The organism is Actinocrinis sp. (assembly GCF_035650855.1).
Lineage (GTDB): Bacteria > Actinomycetota > Actinomycetes > Streptomycetales > Catenulisporaceae > Actinocrinis.
This window is the reverse complement of the sequence record NZ_DASRGV010000292.1, coordinates 1-16,403: the sequence shown is the minus strand read 5'-3', so window position 1 is coordinate 16,403 and position 16,403 is coordinate 1. Positions and strand designations below refer to the sequence as shown.

11 protein-coding genes and 1 rRNA gene are annotated in these 16,403 nt (G+C 69.2%); 8 read left to right on the top strand and 4 right to left on the bottom strand.

Features of this window, described 5'->3' with window-relative positions; genetic code table 11:
• From VFB40_RS21020 to VFB40_RS20990, 7 genes are all read left to right on the top strand, one after another.
• A partial coding sequence (locus tag VFB40_RS21020) for a prolyl oligopeptidase family serine peptidase (RefSeq protein ID WP_324853286.1) occupies nucleotides 1-502 on the top strand: 502 nt, incomplete at its 5' end.
• Nucleotides 503-727: 225 nt separating this feature from the next.
• Complete coding sequence (locus tag VFB40_RS21015; protein ID WP_349261572.1) at nucleotides 728-2,278, top strand: carboxyl transferase domain-containing protein; 1,551 nt, start codon at nucleotides 728-730, stop codon at nucleotides 2,276-2,278.
• A 15-nt stretch (nucleotides 2,279-2,293) separates the two neighbouring features.
• Nucleotides 2,294-4,018 (top strand): acetyl/propionyl/methylcrotonyl-CoA carboxylase subunit alpha, encoded by a 1,725-nt coding sequence (locus VFB40_RS21010; protein WP_324853282.1) that lies wholly within the window; start codon nucleotides 2,294-2,296, stop codon nucleotides 4,016-4,018.
• Nucleotides 4,015-4,950, top strand: a complete 936-nt coding sequence (locus VFB40_RS21005) for a hydroxymethylglutaryl-CoA lyase (RefSeq protein ID WP_324853280.1) — start codon at nucleotides 4,015-4,017, stop codon at nucleotides 4,948-4,950. The genes VFB40_RS21010 and VFB40_RS21005 overlap by 4 nt, the downstream gene beginning before the upstream one ends.
• Nucleotides 4,951-4,955: 5 nt before the next feature.
• Complete coding sequence (locus tag VFB40_RS21000; RefSeq protein WP_324853278.1) at nucleotides 4,956-6,113, top strand: acyl-CoA dehydrogenase family protein; 1,158 nt, start codon at nucleotides 4,956-4,958, stop codon at nucleotides 6,111-6,113.
• Nucleotides 6,114-6,468: 355 nt separating this feature from the next.
• Nucleotides 6,469-6,915 carry a DUF6918 family protein gene (locus VFB40_RS20995; RefSeq protein WP_324853276.1) on the top strand — a complete coding sequence of 149 codons (447 nt, stop codon included), beginning with the start codon at nucleotides 6,469-6,471 and terminating at the stop codon, nucleotides 6,913-6,915.
• Between the two features lie 170 nt (nucleotides 6,916-7,085).
• The gene (locus VFB40_RS20990) at nucleotides 7,086-7,703 is read left to right on the top strand and encodes a hypothetical protein (protein WP_324853274.1); all 618 of its coding nucleotides are present in this window, start codon (nucleotides 7,086-7,088) and stop codon (nucleotides 7,701-7,703) included.
• A gap of 7 nt (nucleotides 7,704-7,710) precedes the next feature.
• On the opposite strand, the gene VFB40_RS20985 is transcribed toward VFB40_RS20990, so the two are convergent.
• Nucleotides 7,711-11,778 carry a bifunctional [glutamine synthetase] adenylyltransferase/[glutamine synthetase]-adenylyl-L-tyrosine phosphorylase gene (locus VFB40_RS20985; RefSeq protein WP_324853273.1) on the bottom strand — a complete coding sequence of 1,356 codons (4,068 nt, stop codon included), beginning with the start codon at nucleotides 11,776-11,778 and terminating at the stop codon, nucleotides 7,711-7,713.
• Between the two features lie 286 nt (nucleotides 11,779-12,064).
• Between VFB40_RS20985 and VFB40_RS20980 the strand changes: the two genes are divergently transcribed.
• On the top strand, nucleotides 12,065-12,769 hold the full coding sequence (locus tag VFB40_RS20980; RefSeq protein WP_324853271.1) for a TetR/AcrR family transcriptional regulator: 705 nt from the start codon (nucleotides 12,065-12,067) through the stop codon (nucleotides 12,767-12,769).
• Nucleotides 12,770-12,803: 34 nt separating this feature from the next.
• Here VFB40_RS20980 and VFB40_RS20975 read toward each other — a convergent pair whose 3' ends face one another.
• The 3 genes from VFB40_RS20975 to rrf all read right to left on the bottom strand — a co-directional run bounded on the left by VFB40_RS20975 (nucleotide 12,804) and on the right by rrf (nucleotide 16,403).
• Entirely contained in the window at nucleotides 12,804-14,471 is a 1,668-nt protein-coding gene (locus VFB40_RS20975) for a phospholipase C (RefSeq protein ID WP_324853269.1), read from the bottom strand.
• 194 nt (nucleotides 14,472-14,665) lie between these two features.
• Complete coding sequence (glnA2, locus tag VFB40_RS20970) at nucleotides 14,666-16,003, bottom strand: gamma-glutamylpolyamine synthetase GlnA2 (protein WP_324853267.1); 1,338 nt, start codon at nucleotides 16,001-16,003, stop codon at nucleotides 14,666-14,668.
• 284 nt (nucleotides 16,004-16,287) lie between these two features.
• A 5S ribosomal RNA gene (gene rrf / locus VFB40_RS20965) occupies nucleotides 16,288-16,403 on the bottom strand.

Sequence of the window (16,403 nt, the reverse complement as noted above, 5' to 3'; positions counted from 1 at the left end):
GATCGACCGGGCCTGGACGACTTCCGATCAACTCGCGATCCAGGGCGGCTCAAACGGTGGCCTGCTCGTCGGCGCCGCGCTTACGCAGCATCCCGAGCGTTACCGCGCCGTGGCCTGTTCAGCTCCGTTGCTGGACATGGTGCGGTACGAGCTGTTCGGCCTCGGCGAGTCCTGGAATGTCGAATACGGTTCGGCCGCCGACCCGGAGCAGCTCGCGGCCCTGTTCGCGTACTCACCAGTGCACAACGTGCATAAGGGCACCGAATACCCGGCAGTGCTGTTCACGGTCTTCGAAGGTGACACGCGCGTCGATCCGCTGCACGCCCGCAAGCTGTGTGCCGCATTGCAGTGGGCCACCAGCGGCGATCCGGCGCGACGGCCGATCCTGCTGCGGCGGGAGACCGGCGTCGGACACGGCGCCCGGGCCATCTCGCGCAGGATCGATCTGGCCGCGGACACCATGGCCTTCCTCGCGAATCACGCGGGGCTGGCACTGGGCTAACCTGGCGGGGTATCCGCGATACTCCGGGGTACATCACGATCGTCGGCCACCAGTCGAGGGTCGAACACGTCGAGTCGAGACGCCGCGTGCCACAAGCACCGGGTCACCGAACCGAACAGAAAGGCGGCGACGGTGCCGTCGACGACACCGCGGGCGCCCCTGCCCCCGAACGCGGACGCGCGCGCAGTCAACGCGGTCGCGGATGCGGGCGTTGCCAGCCCTGACCTGCGCGGCCTCACTGAGCAGCTGCGCGCGAACCTGGCCCGGGTGCGATTGGGCGGCGACGAGCGCGCCCGAGCGAAGCACACGGCTCGCGGCAAGCTGCTGCCGCGTGAACGCATCGACCGGTTGCTCGACCCCGGCTCCCCGTTCCTCGAACTCGCTCCACTGGCCGCGCACGGCCTGTACGCCGAGCACGGCGGCCCGGTCCCGGCGGCCGGCATCATCGCCGGCATCGGCCGCGTACACGGTCGGCTGTGCGTGATCGCCGCGAACGACGCGACGGTCAAGGGCGGCACGTACTATCCGATGACCGTCAAAAAGCACCTTCGCGCGCAGGACGTCGCCGCCGCGAACCGGCTGCCGTGCGTGTACCTCGTGGACTCCGGCGGCGCCTATCTCCCGCTGCAGGACGAGGTCTTCCCGGACCGGGACCACTTCGGCCGGATCTTCTTCAACCAGGCCCGGCTTTCGGCGGCCGGGATTCCGCAGCTCGCGGCGGTGATGGGCTCCTGCACGGCCGGCGGCGCGTACGTACCGGCGATGAGCGACGAAACGGTGATCGTGCGCAACCAGGGCACGATCTTCCTCGGCGGCCCGCCGCTGGTGAAGGCCGCGACCGGCGAGGTGGTCACCGCCGAGGAGCTGGGCGGCGCCGACGTGCACACCCGGCTGTCCGGCGTCGCCGACCACTTCGCCGAGGACGACGAGCACGCCCTCGAACTGCTGCGCGCCGCGATCGCCACCCTCCCGCCAGCCGAGCCGTGGCTCGTGCCCGAGGACCCGGCGCCTCCGGCCGAGGATCCCGCGCAGCTTTACGACCTGGTACCGGCAGATCCGCGCATCCCGTACGACGTGCGTGAGGTGATAAGGCGCATCGTCGACGGCTCGCAGATGCACGAGTTCAAGGCGCGGTACGGCGAGACGCTGGTGTGCGCGTTCGCGAAGATCCACGGGTATCCGGTCGGGATCCTGGCGAACAACGGCATCCTGTTCAGCGAGTCGTCGCTCAAGGGCGCGCACTTCATCGAGCTGTGCCAGCAGCGCCGCGTCCCGCTGGTCTTCCTGCAGAACATCTCCGGGTTCATGGTCGGCCGTGACTACGAGCACCGCGGCATCGCCAAGGATGGCGCGAAGCTGGTCACCGCGGTCTCCTGCGCGACGGTGCCGAAGTTCACCGTCGTGATCGGCGGCTCGTTCGGCGCGGGCAACTACGGCATGTGCGGCCGGGCGTATGACCCGCGCTTCTTGTGGATGTGGCCGAACGCGCGCATCTCGGTGATGGGCGGCGAGCAGGCCGCGACGGTGCTGGCGACCGTGCGCCGCGACCGGATCGAGGCCGAGGGCGGAGCGTGGTCGGCCGAGGAAGAGGAAGCCTTCAAGAAGCCGGTGCGCGACCAGTACGAGGCGCAGGGCTCGCCGTATTACTCGACCGCGCGGCTGTGGGACGACGGGATCATCGACCCCGCGGACACGCGCCGGGTCCTCGGGCTGGCCTTGGCCGCCGCCTCTTACGCGCCGCCGGCTCCCACCGGCTACGGCGTCTTCCGGATGTAGGGCGGGACGGAGACGATGACTGACATCACCAAGATCCTGATCGCCAACCGAGGCGAGATCGCGCTGCGGATCATCCGCACGGCGCGCGCCATGGGCATCAGGACGGTCGCCGTGTACTCAGACGCGGACCGCGAGGCGGCGCACGTTACCGCAGCCGATGAAGCGGTACGTATCGGCGTCGACGACTCGGATTCCAGCGCACCGACGGCTTCGTACCTCAACATCGACGCGTTACTCGACGCCGCGAAGGAGAGCGGCGCCGACGCGGTACACCCCGGCTACGGGTTCCTTTCCGAGCGGGCCGCATTCGCGCGGGCTTGCGGCGACGCAGGGCTCGTCTTCATTGGTCCGCCTCCGGACGTGATCGAGGCGATGGGCCGCAAGGACTACGCGCGGCGGATCGCCGAGCAGGCCGACGTACCGGTACTGCCGACGTATCAGGCCGATGATCCGAACATGCACTTCCCGGTTCTCGTCAAGGCCGCGGCGGGTGGTGGCGGTAAGGGCATGCGGATCGTGCGTAACGCAGCTGATCTTTCCGACGCACTCGCGGCGGCGCGCCGCGAGGCCGAGTCAGCGTTCGGGGACGGCACGCTGCTCGTCGAGCGGTACGTGGAGCATGGGCGTCACGTCGAGGTTCAGGTACTCGCGGATGCGTACGGCACCGTGCTGCACCTAGGCGAGCGTGATTGTTCGGTACAGCGGCGGCACCAGAAGGTCGTGGAGGAAAGCCCCGCCCCCACGATTTCCGGCGAGCTTCGCGAGCAGCTCCTCTCCGCAGCCGTCCGGCTGACCGCGCAGGTCAGCTACGTCAACGCTGGAACGGTCGAATTCCTCGTATCCGACGACGAATTCTTCCTGCTGGAGATGAACACCAGGCTTCAGGTCGAGCATCCGGTCACCGAGCTGGTCACGGGCCTGGACCTCGTGGAGTTGCAGATCCGCATCGCCGCCGGTGAGCGGATGCCGCTGCGCCAAGAGGACGTAGTGTCGCGCGGGCATGCGATCGAGGTCCGCGTGTACGCCGAAGACGCAGAGCACGGATTCCTTCCACAGGCCGGGCGGGCCGGCGTCGTGGTCTGGCCGCACGGCGAAGGCGTGCGCGTGGACGCGGCGCTGCGCTCCTTCGACGAGGTCCCGCCGTGGTACGACCCGATGATCGGCAAAGTCACCGGCTACGGCCCTGACCGAGAGTCCGCGCGGCGAGCGATCTTCGGCGCGCTCGCCGAGTCGCGCATCGACAGCCTGATCACGAACCTCGCCTTCCTGCGCACCCTGCTCGGCTCGTCGCAGTTCGCCGAGGCGACGATCGACACCGCGTGGCTGGACCGCCATCCCGACCTGCCCTTCCACCCGCGCCTCGAAGCCGACGGCCCCACGCCGTTCGATTTGCGCGACGGCTGGCGGCTTGCCGGTCCGCCGCTTCCGGCCCGCGCCCTCTCCACCCAGGCGCGCGCAGCCGCCGCGGCGTCGTCCGCGCCGCTCGACGGCGTGGTGCGCGCTCCGATGCCGGGGACCGTGATCGCCGTCAAGGTCGCGGCCGGGCAACGCGTGTCAGCCAGCGAACCGCTAGGCGCGTTGGAGGCGATGAAGATGGAGCACACGCTTACCGCACCGCACGATGGAGTAGTCGCGCGCGTCGGCGCCTCCGTCGGCGAGCAAGTGTCGATCGGCGCCGAGCTGTTCGTCATCGACGCTGAGCCGACCAACGCAGCGTCCGGAACCGAGGACCCGTCATGAGCGCGCGACTCCCCCAAGTCTTCCCGCACGCAGGGCTCCCCTCTCGCGTCACCGTGTACGAGGTCGGTGCCCGCGACGGCTTGCAGAACGAGCAGACCACAGTCCCGACTGAGGTCAAGGCCGAGTTCATCGAACGCCTCGCTGACGCCGGTTCCACGACCATCGAGGCGACGAGCTTCGTGCACCCGAAATGGGTACCGCAGCTCGCCGACGCCGAGACGCTCTTCAAGCTGCTGGAGCGGCGCCCAGGGCTGCGTTACCCGGTCCTGGTGCCGAACCTGCGCGGGTACGACCGGGCTCTCGCCTGCGGAGTGCGTGAGATCGCGGTATTCGCTTCAGCCACCGAGACATTCGCACAACGCAACCTCAACACCACGATCGACGGTGCCCTTACCGACATCGAGGCCGTGGTAACGCCCGCACTCGAAGCCGGGCTGTGGGTACGTGGCTATGTCTCCATGTGCTTCGGCGACCCATGGGAAGGACCCGTCGACCCCAGCGCTGTAGCGAGAGTCGTCGAACGGCTGCTTACCGCGGGCTGCAACGAGATCAGCCTCGGCGACACCATCGGTACCGCGACTCCCGGGCACGTCAGAACGCTCATTGACCTGCTCGGAACCCGGGGCGTGGACCCGGCGCGGCTGGCCGTGCACTTCCACGACACCTACGGCCAGGCGCTGGCGAACACCCTCGCCGCGCTCCAGGTCGGCATCACCACCGTCGACGCCTCCGCAGGAGGCCTCGGCGGCTGCCCTTACGCCGAGTCCGCCACCGGCAACCTCGCCACCGAAGACCTCGTGTGGATGCTGGACGGACTCGGGATCGACACCGGCATGGACCTGCCGGCCCTCGTCGCGACCTCCCGCTGGATGGCCGACCAACTCGGCCGACCGGCCCCTTCCAGAGCCGTCCAAGCCCTCACAAAGGACTGATCACAGTGCTCGATCCGGAACTGCCCGCGGAGTACGAAGAGCTCCGCAAGACCGTCGAGGAGTTCGCCCACACCGAGGTCGCCCCGGTGATCGGCGACTACTACGAGCGGCACGCCTTCCCTTACCCGCTGGTCGCCTCGATGGGGCGGATGGGCCTGTTCGGCCTGCCGTACCCGGAGGAGTACGGCGGCATGGGCGGTGACTATTTCGCGCTCTGCCTCGCCCTCGAGGAACTGGCGCGCGTGGACTCCTCGGTCGCCATCACGTTGGAGGCCGGCGTCTCGCTCGGCTCGATGCCCGTGTACCGGTTCGGCACCGAGGAGCAGAAGCAGCGCTGGCTGCCGGACCTGTGCGCGGGCGAACGGCTAGGCGCCTTCGGCCTTACCGAGCCGGGCGGCGGATCCGACGCCGGCGCGACGAAGACCCGCGCGGCGCTCACCGACGGCTCCTGGCTGGTCAACGGATCGAAGTCGTTCATCACCAACTCCGGCACCGACATCACCAGCCTGGTGACGGTGACCGCGGTGACCGGCCCGGAGCAGGACGGCCGCAAGGAGATCTCGTCGATCATCGTCCCGAGCGGCACGCCCGGGTTCACGGTCGAGCCGGGCTACTCGAAAGTCGGATGGTGTGCCTCGGACACGCACGGCCTGTCCTTCGAAGACTGCCGGGTGCCTGAGGAGAACCTGCTCGGCGAGCGCGGCCGCGGGTACGCACAGTTCCTGCGCATCCTCGACGAAGGTCGTATCGCCATCGCCGCCCTCGCTACCGGTCTCGCACAGGGCTGCGTGGACGAGTCGCTGCGGTACGCCCGCGAGCGCGCGGCATTCGGCCGGCAGATCGAGCAGTACCAGGCGATCCAGTTCAAGATCGCCGACATGGAGGCCCGCGCGCACACGGCCAGGCTCGCGTACCGGCACGCCGCGGCCTTGCTGATCACCGGTAAGCCGTTCAAGAAGCAGGCCGCGATCGCCAAGCTGGTGGCCAGCAACGCCGCGATGGACAACGCCCGCGAGGCCACCCAGATCTTCGGCGGCTACGGGTTCATGAACGAGTTCCCGGTCGGCCGGTTCTACCGCGACGCCAAGATCCTGGAGATCGGCGAGGGCACCAGCGAGGTCCAACGCCTGCTGATCGCACGCGACCTGGGCCTGCCCGCCTAACGGTCCTTCTGCGCGACTGACTGGCCGTCACACCGCACCCCGCCGGTTCCGCGTCCGCGAGTACATCGCGGCGCGGGCCCGGCGGGGGCGCGCATTCGCCTGCCCTCGCGCCGGACACGCACCGTTCACAGTCCCGCACGCCCCGAATTGCCGCCCGGCAATCAGTTCGAGTCTCGGAAATACGACTCTTCTCCTGAGTACGGTAACCTGTGCGGACCCTGAGTCGGACGGCGATGAACAACCCCGTCCGAGGTACGCACTCGGTCGCGCGCAGACAATCCGACACGCAGTTAGTCCGACGCAGCCACGCGGCCGCAACCCCAGCACGGCCCCAACCACCGAGGAGAAACACGCCATGGCAGCCACGCTTCAGGAGATCCTGCTCACGCCGGATAACCGCCCGAAGGTCGTCGCCGACTGCCAGACGCTGATCGACCAGGAGGTCTCCGACAAGTCGGGCATCTCCGGCACCGCGATCAAGCTGGCCTACAAGACCGTCACCGCCTTCGCCTCCGGCATCATCCACGACGCCGTGGACGCGCTGCTTCCGGACTTCGTGGCCAAGCTGGAGCCGTACTGGGCCGACTTCACCGCCTCGGGCGGCGCCGAGTTCGGCGACTACCTGGCCAAGCGCGGCGGCGAAGTCTCCGAGGCCCTGCTCTCGGTCACCGACGAGCGCGCCGAGAAGTCGGAGCGCGCGCCGCTGAAGAAGGCGTACAGCACCGTGCGCCCGAGCGGCGTGAAGAACGTCGAGGCCGCCCTTCCCCGCCTCGGCGCCCTGATCCAGAAGTACGCGGGCTGAGCGAACAAGCCCCGCCCAAAAGTTCCAATCCGCGTTTCCGCTGATCAAGCGTCAGATTCCGGCTCCCGTCGAGCCGGCCGTCTGACGCTTGATCAGTTTCTGTCGGTACCTCCTGTCATAGTCAGTGACTGGACGTCATAGTTCGTCCGCACTCGACTGAAGGAGGAGAAATGTCCGCACCGTCCACCGCCACCCCGCGCGCCGCCGCGTCCGTCATCGAGCTCGAAATCGCCGCCGAGGCCGGTCCCGGCTGGCTCGGCTCCGGAGCGGAGCCGGTCACCGTCAGCCTGATCGCCGAAACGGTCCGCTTCGAAGGCCCGCACCTGCACTTCGTCACCGGGAACACGGTGGTGCGCAGCGTGCCCAGAGCCGAGGTGACGGCGCTGACCTGGCGCGGCAGTCCACCGCGAGGGCGCGGCTCGGGGCCGCACCGCAACGCCGGGGTGGTCTGGACCGAGGAGGAGCGCGCCCGGCTGACCGCGGAGGTGCTCGGCGACCTGAGCTGGATCGAGATCAGCCACCGGCACGAGCGCAGCATCTCTGCGGTACGCCGCGAGGCGGTCCGCATGCGCTTGGTCGACGAACTCGGCCGCCGGCTCGACGAGCAGCCGGAACCCGGCGCCGCGCTCAGCCCGCGTTCCACCGCCACGAGCCAACTCCCCCGTCCGGCCCCCGCTCCCGCCGCAGCCGTCAACTCCGCAACCGTCAACACCGCAGCGAGCAACCTCTCCCCAGCACCTGCGTCTGCCTCCGAGCGAGCAATCTCCCGCGCGAGGTCAGCTCCCTGACAAGCCCTCATCCATAAAACAGCCGCTCGAACACGCCCCGGGCCCGACGCGCGCGGCGGCGATGCGCGTCAAGCAACGCCTCCTTGTCGGCCCGGTGGCGATCGAGCAGACCACCGAGCGCCAGCACCGCGCCCCCGCTTTCCCAGGGCGCGGTTCCGGCCCCGCCTCCAGCACCCGCACCCGCGCCGGCACCAGCCACGCCCCCGGCACTGGCCCCAGCTCCACCCCCGAGACCGGGGGCGTGCTCGGCCGCAGCCACTCCAGCGCGGTGCCAGCTGTCCAGGTAGCGCGCGATCACGGCCAGATCGCGCGCACCGGTCGGCACCTGATCAGAAGCGCGGCCACGCACGAGGGTGATGCCGTTGCGCATCCGGGTCGTCTGGTACCAGGCGTCATCGAGCAGCAGCCGGTCGTCCTCGCCGATCAACTCGGCCGCGGTGGCCGCCGCCAACGCGGCCCGAGTGCCCGTGACCCGAAGCGCGGGCACCTGAGCCCCATGCCTCAACTGAAGGAGCTGAACCACCCATTCGACATCTGACAAGCCACCCGGACCGAGCTTCGTGTGCAAGGCTCGGTCGGCGCCACGCGGCAACCGCTCGGCCTCCATCCGCGCCTTGAGCCGCCGGATCTCAAGCACGTCCGAGTCCGCCAATCCCTTGACGGGGTACCGGATCGGATCGATCAGCGAGACGAACCGCGCGCCGACGTCCTTCGCACCCGCCACCGGCGCGGCACGCAGCAGGGCCTGCGACTCCCAGACCCGCGACCACCGCCGGTAGTACTCGGCGTAAGACGCGAGGCTGCGCACGAGCGGCCCCTGCCGCCCTTCCGGCCGCAGGTCGGCGTCTATCGCCAGCGGCGGATCGGTCCCAGGTGCCTGCAAGAGCCGGCGCAACTCGTTGGCGAGCTCGAAGGCGACCGCCGTGGCCCGATGCTCGTCGGCGCCAGCCACCGGTTCGTGGACGAACATCACGTCGGCGTCCGAGCCGTAACCCAGCTCGCCGCCGCCGAACCGGCCCATCGCGATCACCGCGAGCCGGGTCGGCAGCTGCCAGCGAGCGTCGGCCCCCGCGTCCGACTCGCGCAACGCGTCCGCGACATCCAAGGCGGCGTCCGAGGCTACGTCCGAGCCGTCGTCGCCCGACACAGCCCTCGCCGCAGCATCCAAACCACCGTTGGAGGACCCGCTGCTCGACACACCACTCGACGCCCCAGCAACCCCGACGCCCGCCCCATCGTCCGGCGCACCACCGGACTCATCACCGGAGCCGCCGCTCACCAAGCCACTCGACGCCCCAGCACCACCGCCGTCCGAACCAGCGCCCGGCGCACCACCGGACCCGCCATCGTCGCTGTTGCCTGTCCCGTCGCCCGTCCCGCCACCCAATGCGGCGTCTGACGCTTCATCCGACCCGCCACCCGACAGAGCCCTCGCCCCAGCATCCAACGTTGCGGCTGAGCCTTGGGCCACCTCATCGCCGCTCGATGCTTCACGCTGCCTACTCGACGCGTCGCCCGCCACACGAAAGGCAATCACTGCCGCGAGCGCCGCCTCGATCGTCGCCGCGGTCACGTCCGTCAGCGCTCGTCCAAGCCGGTCGAGCGGATCCGTTGACGCCTCGGTCCCTGCCTGCCCCCGCATGTGCGCGCCGCCGAGACCGCCGCCATCCCCTACCAGCGCACCACCACGACTGACGACATCCCCCGCCTGCGCCCCTCCCAGGCCACCACCATCCCCCGCCGACGTCTCGGCCTCGCCGTCCAACAACCCCAGCAGATCCGCAGCGACGATCCGGAACAGCTCCCGCCGCCGGATCGCTCGCACCGCCGTCACCGCCTGCTCGGCACTCGGTGCGCGGTCGACCACGGCCATCATCTCCGCCTCGATGGCCGCCCGGTCACGCAGCACCAAGCCGCCGTTGCGCTCTCCCAGCAACGAGACCGCTGCCGGATCGCGGAGCAACAGGTCCGGGACGTATCCGCCGCACGAAAGGATCCGGGCCAGTCGCCACGCGGCTTCGCCCTCATCCCTCAATGTCCTGAGATACCAGGGCGTCGAGCCGAGCGCATCGGAAACCCGCCGAAACGCGAGCAGCCCGGCATCAGGATCCGGGGCATCCGCGAACCAGCCCAGCATCACGGGCAGCAGGGTGCGCTGGATCGCCGCACGTCGGCTTACCCCGGTCGCAAGCGCCTCGATGTTCGCCAGCGCTCCGGCCGGATCCGCGTATCCCAGCGCCTCCAGCCGCGCGCGGGCCGCCTCCGTTGACAGGCGCGGGCCCGGTTCCGTGCCACTCGGCACCGCCGCCGCGCTGCTCTCATCCAGCCGCGCGACTGCGACGAGCAGCGGCCGGTAGAACAACTTCTCGTGCAGTCGCCGAACCTCTCGGGCGTGCCCGCGCCACGCCTTGCCGAGTTCCCCCGCCGGATCGATCGCCCATCCCATGGAGCGACCGATGCGGCGCAGCGCCGCCGGGTCGTCGGGCATCGTGTGTGTGCGCTCAAGCCGGAATAGCTGAATACGATGCTCGAGCGTGCGCAGGAAGCGGTAGGCGTCCGCGAGATGCACGGCATCCTCCCGGCCCACGTACCCGCCATCGGCCAGCACCCGCAACGCCTCGAGCGTGCCTTGCACGCGCAGCGTCTCGTCGCGGCGTCCGTGCACGAGCTGCAGCAGCTGTACCGCGAACTCGACGTCGCGCAAACCGCCGGGTCCGAGCTTGAGCTCCCGGTCCACGGCGACTGAACCCGGAGCGCGCCGCAATGTGTCGGTCGCATGATCGACCACGCGACGCCGCATCGCCTGCACGTCATCCACGAAGTGGTCGCGCCCGGCTGCCGCCCACACCATCGGGCTGATCATCGCGATATATGCGGCGCCCAGAGCCGCATCACCCGCCACCGACCGCGCTTTCAGCAGCGCCTGGAACTCCCAGGTCTTCGCCCACCGCTGGTAGTACGCAGCGTGGCTCGCCAACGTGCGAACCAGCGGCCCCGACTTGCCTTCGGGCCGCAGCCCCGCATCGACCTGCCAGATGCTGCCTTCAGCGGTGCTGTCGGAGCACAGCCGCATCATCCGCGATGCGAGCCGCGTTGCCGCGCGCAGCGCCTCAGCGTCGTCGACCGTCACCGCTCCCGCCGCCGCGTCTGCCCCCTCCGGACGCACCGGCTCAGCGACGAAGATGACGTCGACATCGCTGACATAGTTCAGTTCACGCGCACCGCACTTGCCCATACCGATCACCGCGAGTCGGCACATCGCAGCGCTCGCCGGATCTTCCGCACGCGCCACAGCCAGCGCCGCCTCCAGCGTCGCCCCGGCCAATTCCGCCAGATCGGCGGCGACGGCCGACAAGTCTGCGGACGCGGCCACGTCCCGCGCGGTGATCGCCAGCAATGCTCTGCGATAGGCGACGCGCAGCGCGTCTTCGGCGGCAAGTCCGGTCAGGCTCGCTAATGGAGGGGAGGCGCCTTCTGTTCGGCGCCCGTCTGCTCGCGAGTCAATCCCGCCACCGACACTGGCGCTGGCGCCAAGACCGCTACCGGCGCCAATACCGCCACCGGCGCGGGTATCAAGATCGCCACCGGCACCGGCACCAGCGCCGCCGCCGGCACCGGCGCCCGCTCCGGATCCCGCCTCCGCAGCCCTCCCCCCGCTCCCGGCTTGCGCCCCAACTGGCTCGAACATCAGCGCGCGGAATCGGTCGGGCTGCGGCGTCAGGTCCTCGACCTCGAACTCCTCCAGCACGTGCCAGGATTCCGGATGCCGCACCACAAAATCACCAAGCGCCGCGCTGACTCCAAGCACGCCGAGCAGCCGGTCACGCAGCGGCTTCGACGAGGCCAGGGTCGCGCGCAAGGTCTGCGGCGCATCGCTCACCTCGAGCAGCCGGCCCAGCGCGGCCAGCGCCAGATCGGGATCCGCACATCGGCTCAGCGCGTCGAGCACCACCGGATCGCGGCCGAGCTCACCGAACGACTCCGAGCCGAGCAGCGCCGCCGCCGCAGCCGGATCGACGAAACCGCGCCGCGCCAGCAGGCTGAGCTGGGATTCCCGTTCCCGATCAACGACCACCAGATGACTTTAACCAGCCACACCCGACGAGTCACGCGATCGGCCGGACCGGCAACCGCCTTCAGCACCGGCAGTTCCCACTGCTCCCCACCGCTCCCCGCCACCGCTCTCCATCGCCGCACCACACCGTCCACCCGCCCAGCAGTGCGGTCCATGCCCACCCTGGGAAATCGACGCGCTGACTCCCTCAGATGGGTGAGCGCCGAGTATGACGCCAATTCGTACGCAGTTCGCTCAAAAGAGTCGCAGCCCACGCGGTTACCCTCCGCTGCGCTACGGTGACGCCATGCGTGAGAGCATCCTCGCCCCCACTTCCACCCCTCACCCCGGTTCCCCGTCGCCGGCCGCGCGGGCGGACCAGGACAGTGCTCGTCCCGCCGGGCACCCGGGCCCGATCCGGCCCCGGGAACGCAAGACCCTGACACGAACCGACTGGACCGCGGCCGCCCTCGACGCCCTGGCCCGCGACGGTCTGCGCGCGGTCGCCGTCGAGCCGCTGGCCGAGCGTCTCGGCGCCACCAAGGGCTCGTTCTACTGGCACTTCCGGGACCGCAACGCGCTGCTCGAGGCCGCGGTCAACCACTGGGAGCGCACCGCCACCGACGAGCTGATCACCCGCCTGGAGAGCATCGGTGACGCGGACGAGCGGCACCGCGCCGCCGTCGGCTGGGTCGCCGACTCCGACCGCGACATGCAGATCTTCATGGTGCTGCTGTGGAATGCCGATCATCCGGTGATCGGACCCGTCATCAACCGGATTCTGAACAAGCGCATGGCCTTCTCGTTGCGCCTGCGCGAGCAGTGCGGCGAGAACGCCGAGCAGGCCCGCACCTCGATGATGTACGCCTATTCGGTGCTGCTCGGCCTGCAACTGCTGCGGCGCGCCGCCCCCCACTTGGTTCCGGAGGGCAGCACGCCGCAGGGCCTTCGTGACTACGTCGCTTCGCTGATCAGGCAAGCGACCGGGATCCAGCTGCCGGCCGCCGCCTGACCTCGCTCAGTCCCGAGTCCTCAGTGCTCAGTGCTCAGTCGCAGAGCACCGCGCCCGTCTTCGGGTCGAGGATGACCCGGTCGGCGCTGCGCTTGCCGAAGTCGAACATCGAGTTCAGCGAGCCCGCGACGGCGTCGAAGGAGTTGTCGCCGATCGAACCGGTCTTCCAGTTGTCCTCGACGAACTTCAGGATCGAGGTCTGGTCGGTCACCGAGTGGTCGACGTAGTTCGCCTTCGAGTAGGGCGAGATCACCAGCAGCGGGGTGCGCGGGCCGTAGCCGCAACGGTCCTGGTACCCGCCGAGCGGCACCCGGGACTGGGTGTTGCATACGCCGGTGCCGTTGAGGAAGTCCCAGTTCGCGTCCTTGGAGGAGTTCACGTTCGGCGGGGCGACGTGGTCGTACCAGCCGTCCGAGTCGTCGTACGCGATGACGACCGCGGTGTTCTTCCAGTCCTTCGACTTCTCCAGCGCGTTGATCAGCGACACCACGCCCTGCTGCTCGTCGATCGGGTCGGAGTAACCGGCGTGCCCGTCCTGGTACTCGGCTTGCTTCACGTACGACACCGCGGGCAGGTTGTTCGCCGCGATGGCCTTGTAGAAGTAGGACAGGTCGTACTGGTGGTTCGCCGGGCCGTTGTGACCGATCTCGTTGACCGAGGCCGGCGCGGTGTGGTGCACGTTGGCCGTCGAGGCGTAGTACTCGAACGGGTTGTGGTGCGGGCTGTAGTCGGTGATCGTCGCGCCACCCACGTTGTTGTGCGACTGGCCGCAGACCGCCTTGCTCGTCGCGGTCGCCGGCGCGGTCGCGCCGAAGCCGCCCTGGAACCAGCCCCAGCTGACACCCTTGGCGTTGAGCAGGTCGCCGACGTTCTTGCCGGTCATCGCGAGGTGGTCGCTGGTGTTCGAGCAGTCGTCGAACGCCGGGTCGCTGTCACGCACGTCGGTGCCGATGCCGTTGGCGTCAGCGGACGCGACGACACTCGCGTCGGTCACCTTCTGGCCGGCTGCGTTGACCGCGTAGCCGCCGTGGGTCTGGCCCGAGATCAGGTTGATCGCGCCGGGCGTCGACGGGCCGTACACCGTGTCGTATGAGTTGTCGCTCATCGCGTAGTTCTGCGCGTAGTTCCACAGCGCGGTCACGGTGTTGCCGTCGTAGTAGTCCATCACCAGGCCGGGCACGCCGACGTCAGGCGACGAGCAGCTCTCCACGCCGGTGTTGGCCGGGAACTTGTCCGCCAGACCGTTGTCGTAGGCCTTCTGCTCGGCGTTGTAGCCGTGGCCCTGGTCGCAGGTGAGGGCTTGCGCGGGGGTGAGGCGCTTGGGGTTGACGCCGTTCGGGTTGTTCGTGAGCAGTGACGTGGTCAAGCCGTCGACCGCCGGGGTGTTCTTCTTGGCGGTGAACTTGGTTCCGTCCGCGTTGGTCGCGTTCGGGTAGGTGCCGAAGTAGTGGTCGAACGAGATGTTCTCATCGAAGATCACCACGAGGTGCTTGATCGGCGTCGCGGTCGAGGACCCCGAGTCCGCGGCGCCGAGAAGCACGCTGCCCCCGGATTTCGGCGCCGCGGGCGTCGCCGCGCCTCCGCTGCCCCAGCTCGGCTGGGCGAGCGCGAACGTCAGGCCGAGCGCCGCGGCCGCGGCGGTACCCGCGACGGCCACCGGGCGCCGGGCGGCCTGCTTGATAGTGCGTGGAAGTCTTGCCACGTCTTCCCCTCCGCATGGAGCCGAGCTGGGTCGGCTACTCAGGATGTGCGGAGTAAGAGCTTGCTCTGGTGTGCGGACCTGGCGTCCACGCCGAAGTTACTCGCGAGTGAACTTCAGGGAAGCGAGCGGCATAACCAGCCGTTACGGGCCCGTGATAAAAGAACACGAACACGCAGGTCGCCGCCGCCGGCGGCTCACAGGACCGGCAGATACCTCGTCAGCTCGAACGGCGTGACCTGACGCTGGTACTCCTCCCACTCCGCGCGCTTGTTGCGGAGGAAGAAGTCGAACACGTGCTCGCCGAGCGTCTCCGCGACCAGCTCGCTGTGCTCCATGACGGCGATCGCCTCGTGCAGCGACGCCGGCAGCGGCTCGATGCCCAGCGCGCGCCGCTCGGCCCGGGTGAGCGTCCACACGTCGTCGTCGGCGCCGGGGGGCAGCTCGTAGCCCTCCTCGATGCCCTTCATCCCGGCGGCAAGCAGCACCGCGTACGCGAGGTACGGGTTGCACGCGCTGTCCAGCGACCGCATCTCCACACGCGTCGATTGGCTCTTGCCGGGCTTGTACATCGGCACCCGCACAAGGGCAGAGCGGTTGTTGTGTCCCCAGCAGATGTAGGCGGGGGCCTCGCCGCCGCCGGAGAGCCGCTTGTAGGAGTTCACCCACTGATTCGTCACCGCGGTGATCTCGGCGGCGTGCCGCAGCAGGCCCGCGATGAACGAGCGTCCGACCTTTGACAGCTGGTACTCGGCGCCCGGCTCGTTGAACGCGTTGCGGTCGCCCTCGAAGAGGGAGAGGTGCGTGTGCATCCCGGAGCCGGGGTGGTTGTTCAGCGGCTTTGGCATGAAGGACGCGTACACGCCCTGCTCGAGTGCGACCTCCTTGACCACCAGCCGGAAGGTCATGATGTTGTCGGCGGTCGTCAGCGCGTCGGCGTACCGCAGGTCGATCTCCTGCTGGCCGGGCGCGGCTTCGTGGTGGCTGAACTCGACCGAGATGCCCATGGACTCCAGGTGGGTGATCGCCTGGCGACGGAAGTCGTGGCCGACCCCGTGCGGCGTCAGGTCGAAGTACCCGGAGGAGTCCACCGGCGTGGGTTCGAGACCGCGCTCCGGCTGGTCCTTGAACAGGAAGAACTCGATCTCGGGGTGGGTGTAGAAGGTGAAGCCCTTCTCCGCGGCCTTGGCGAGCGCACGCTTGAGCACGTAGCGGGGGTCTGCATAGGAGGGGGTGCCGTCGGGCGTCAGGATGTCGCAGTACATGCGGCCGGTCCCGGGTGCCTCAGCGCGCCAGGGCAGGATCTGGAACGTGGACGGGTCCGGCTTGACCAGCATGTCGGACTCGTGAACGCGCGCGAAGCCCTCGATCGCGGACCCGTCGAACCCGATGCCCTCGGCGAACGCCTGCTCCAGTTCGGCCGGGGCGACGGCGACAGACTTGAGGAAGCCGAGGACGTCCGTGAACCACAGACGGACGAACCGGATGTCTCGCTCCTCAAGGGTCCTGAGGACGAACTCCTGTTGCCGTTCCATGCTCCACGCTCCCGCTTCGGCCGTGCCGTGCACGGTGTGAGGATCTGATCCACAGCTCGGTCCCACAGTATCGCGTGGGTGCGTTACGCCCGCATGAACCGCCCGGAGTGTAGCCGTGTGCGCTGTGTGCGGAAAGGGTCGAAGGGCGGGGAAGAGCAGGCGACGGGAGGCCACCGCGTGCGTCAGCGCGCTAGCTCGTCGGCCGCGGTGTCTGGTCCGGAAGCATCGCTATAACGCAGTTAGGCCCCGCCCGATGACTTCGGGTGGGGCCTAACTTACGGGTTGTGCGGCGGTGTCCTGCTCTCCCGCCGGGTCTCCCCGGCAGTACCCTCGGCGCTGGCGGGCTTAGCTTCCGGGTTCGGAATGGGTCCGGGCGTTTCCCCGCCGCCATGGCCGCCGC

What these genes read in the sequence shown, in the direction of transcription:
- glnA2 (WP_324853267.1), bottom strand. Translation starts at nt 16,003, where the DNA reads ATGGAACGGCAACAGGAGTTCGTCCTCAGGACCCTTGAGGAGCGAGAC.
- VFB40_RS20980 (WP_324853271.1), top strand. Translation starts at nt 12,065, where the DNA reads ATGCGTGAGAGCATCCTCGCCCCCACTTCCACCCCTCACCCCGGTTCC.
- VFB40_RS20995 (WP_324853276.1), top strand. Translation starts at nt 6,469, where the DNA reads ATGGCAGCCACGCTTCAGGAGATCCTGCTCACGCCGGATAACCGCCCG.
- VFB40_RS21005 (WP_324853280.1), top strand. Translation starts at nt 4,015, where the DNA reads ATGAGCGCGCGACTCCCCCAAGTCTTCCCGCACGCAGGGCTCCCCTCT.
- VFB40_RS20990 (WP_324853274.1), top strand. Translation starts at nt 7,086, where the DNA reads ATGTCCGCACCGTCCACCGCCACCCCGCGCGCCGCCGCGTCCGTCATC.
- VFB40_RS21010 (WP_324853282.1), top strand. Translation starts at nt 2,294, where the DNA reads ATGACTGACATCACCAAGATCCTGATCGCCAACCGAGGCGAGATCGCG.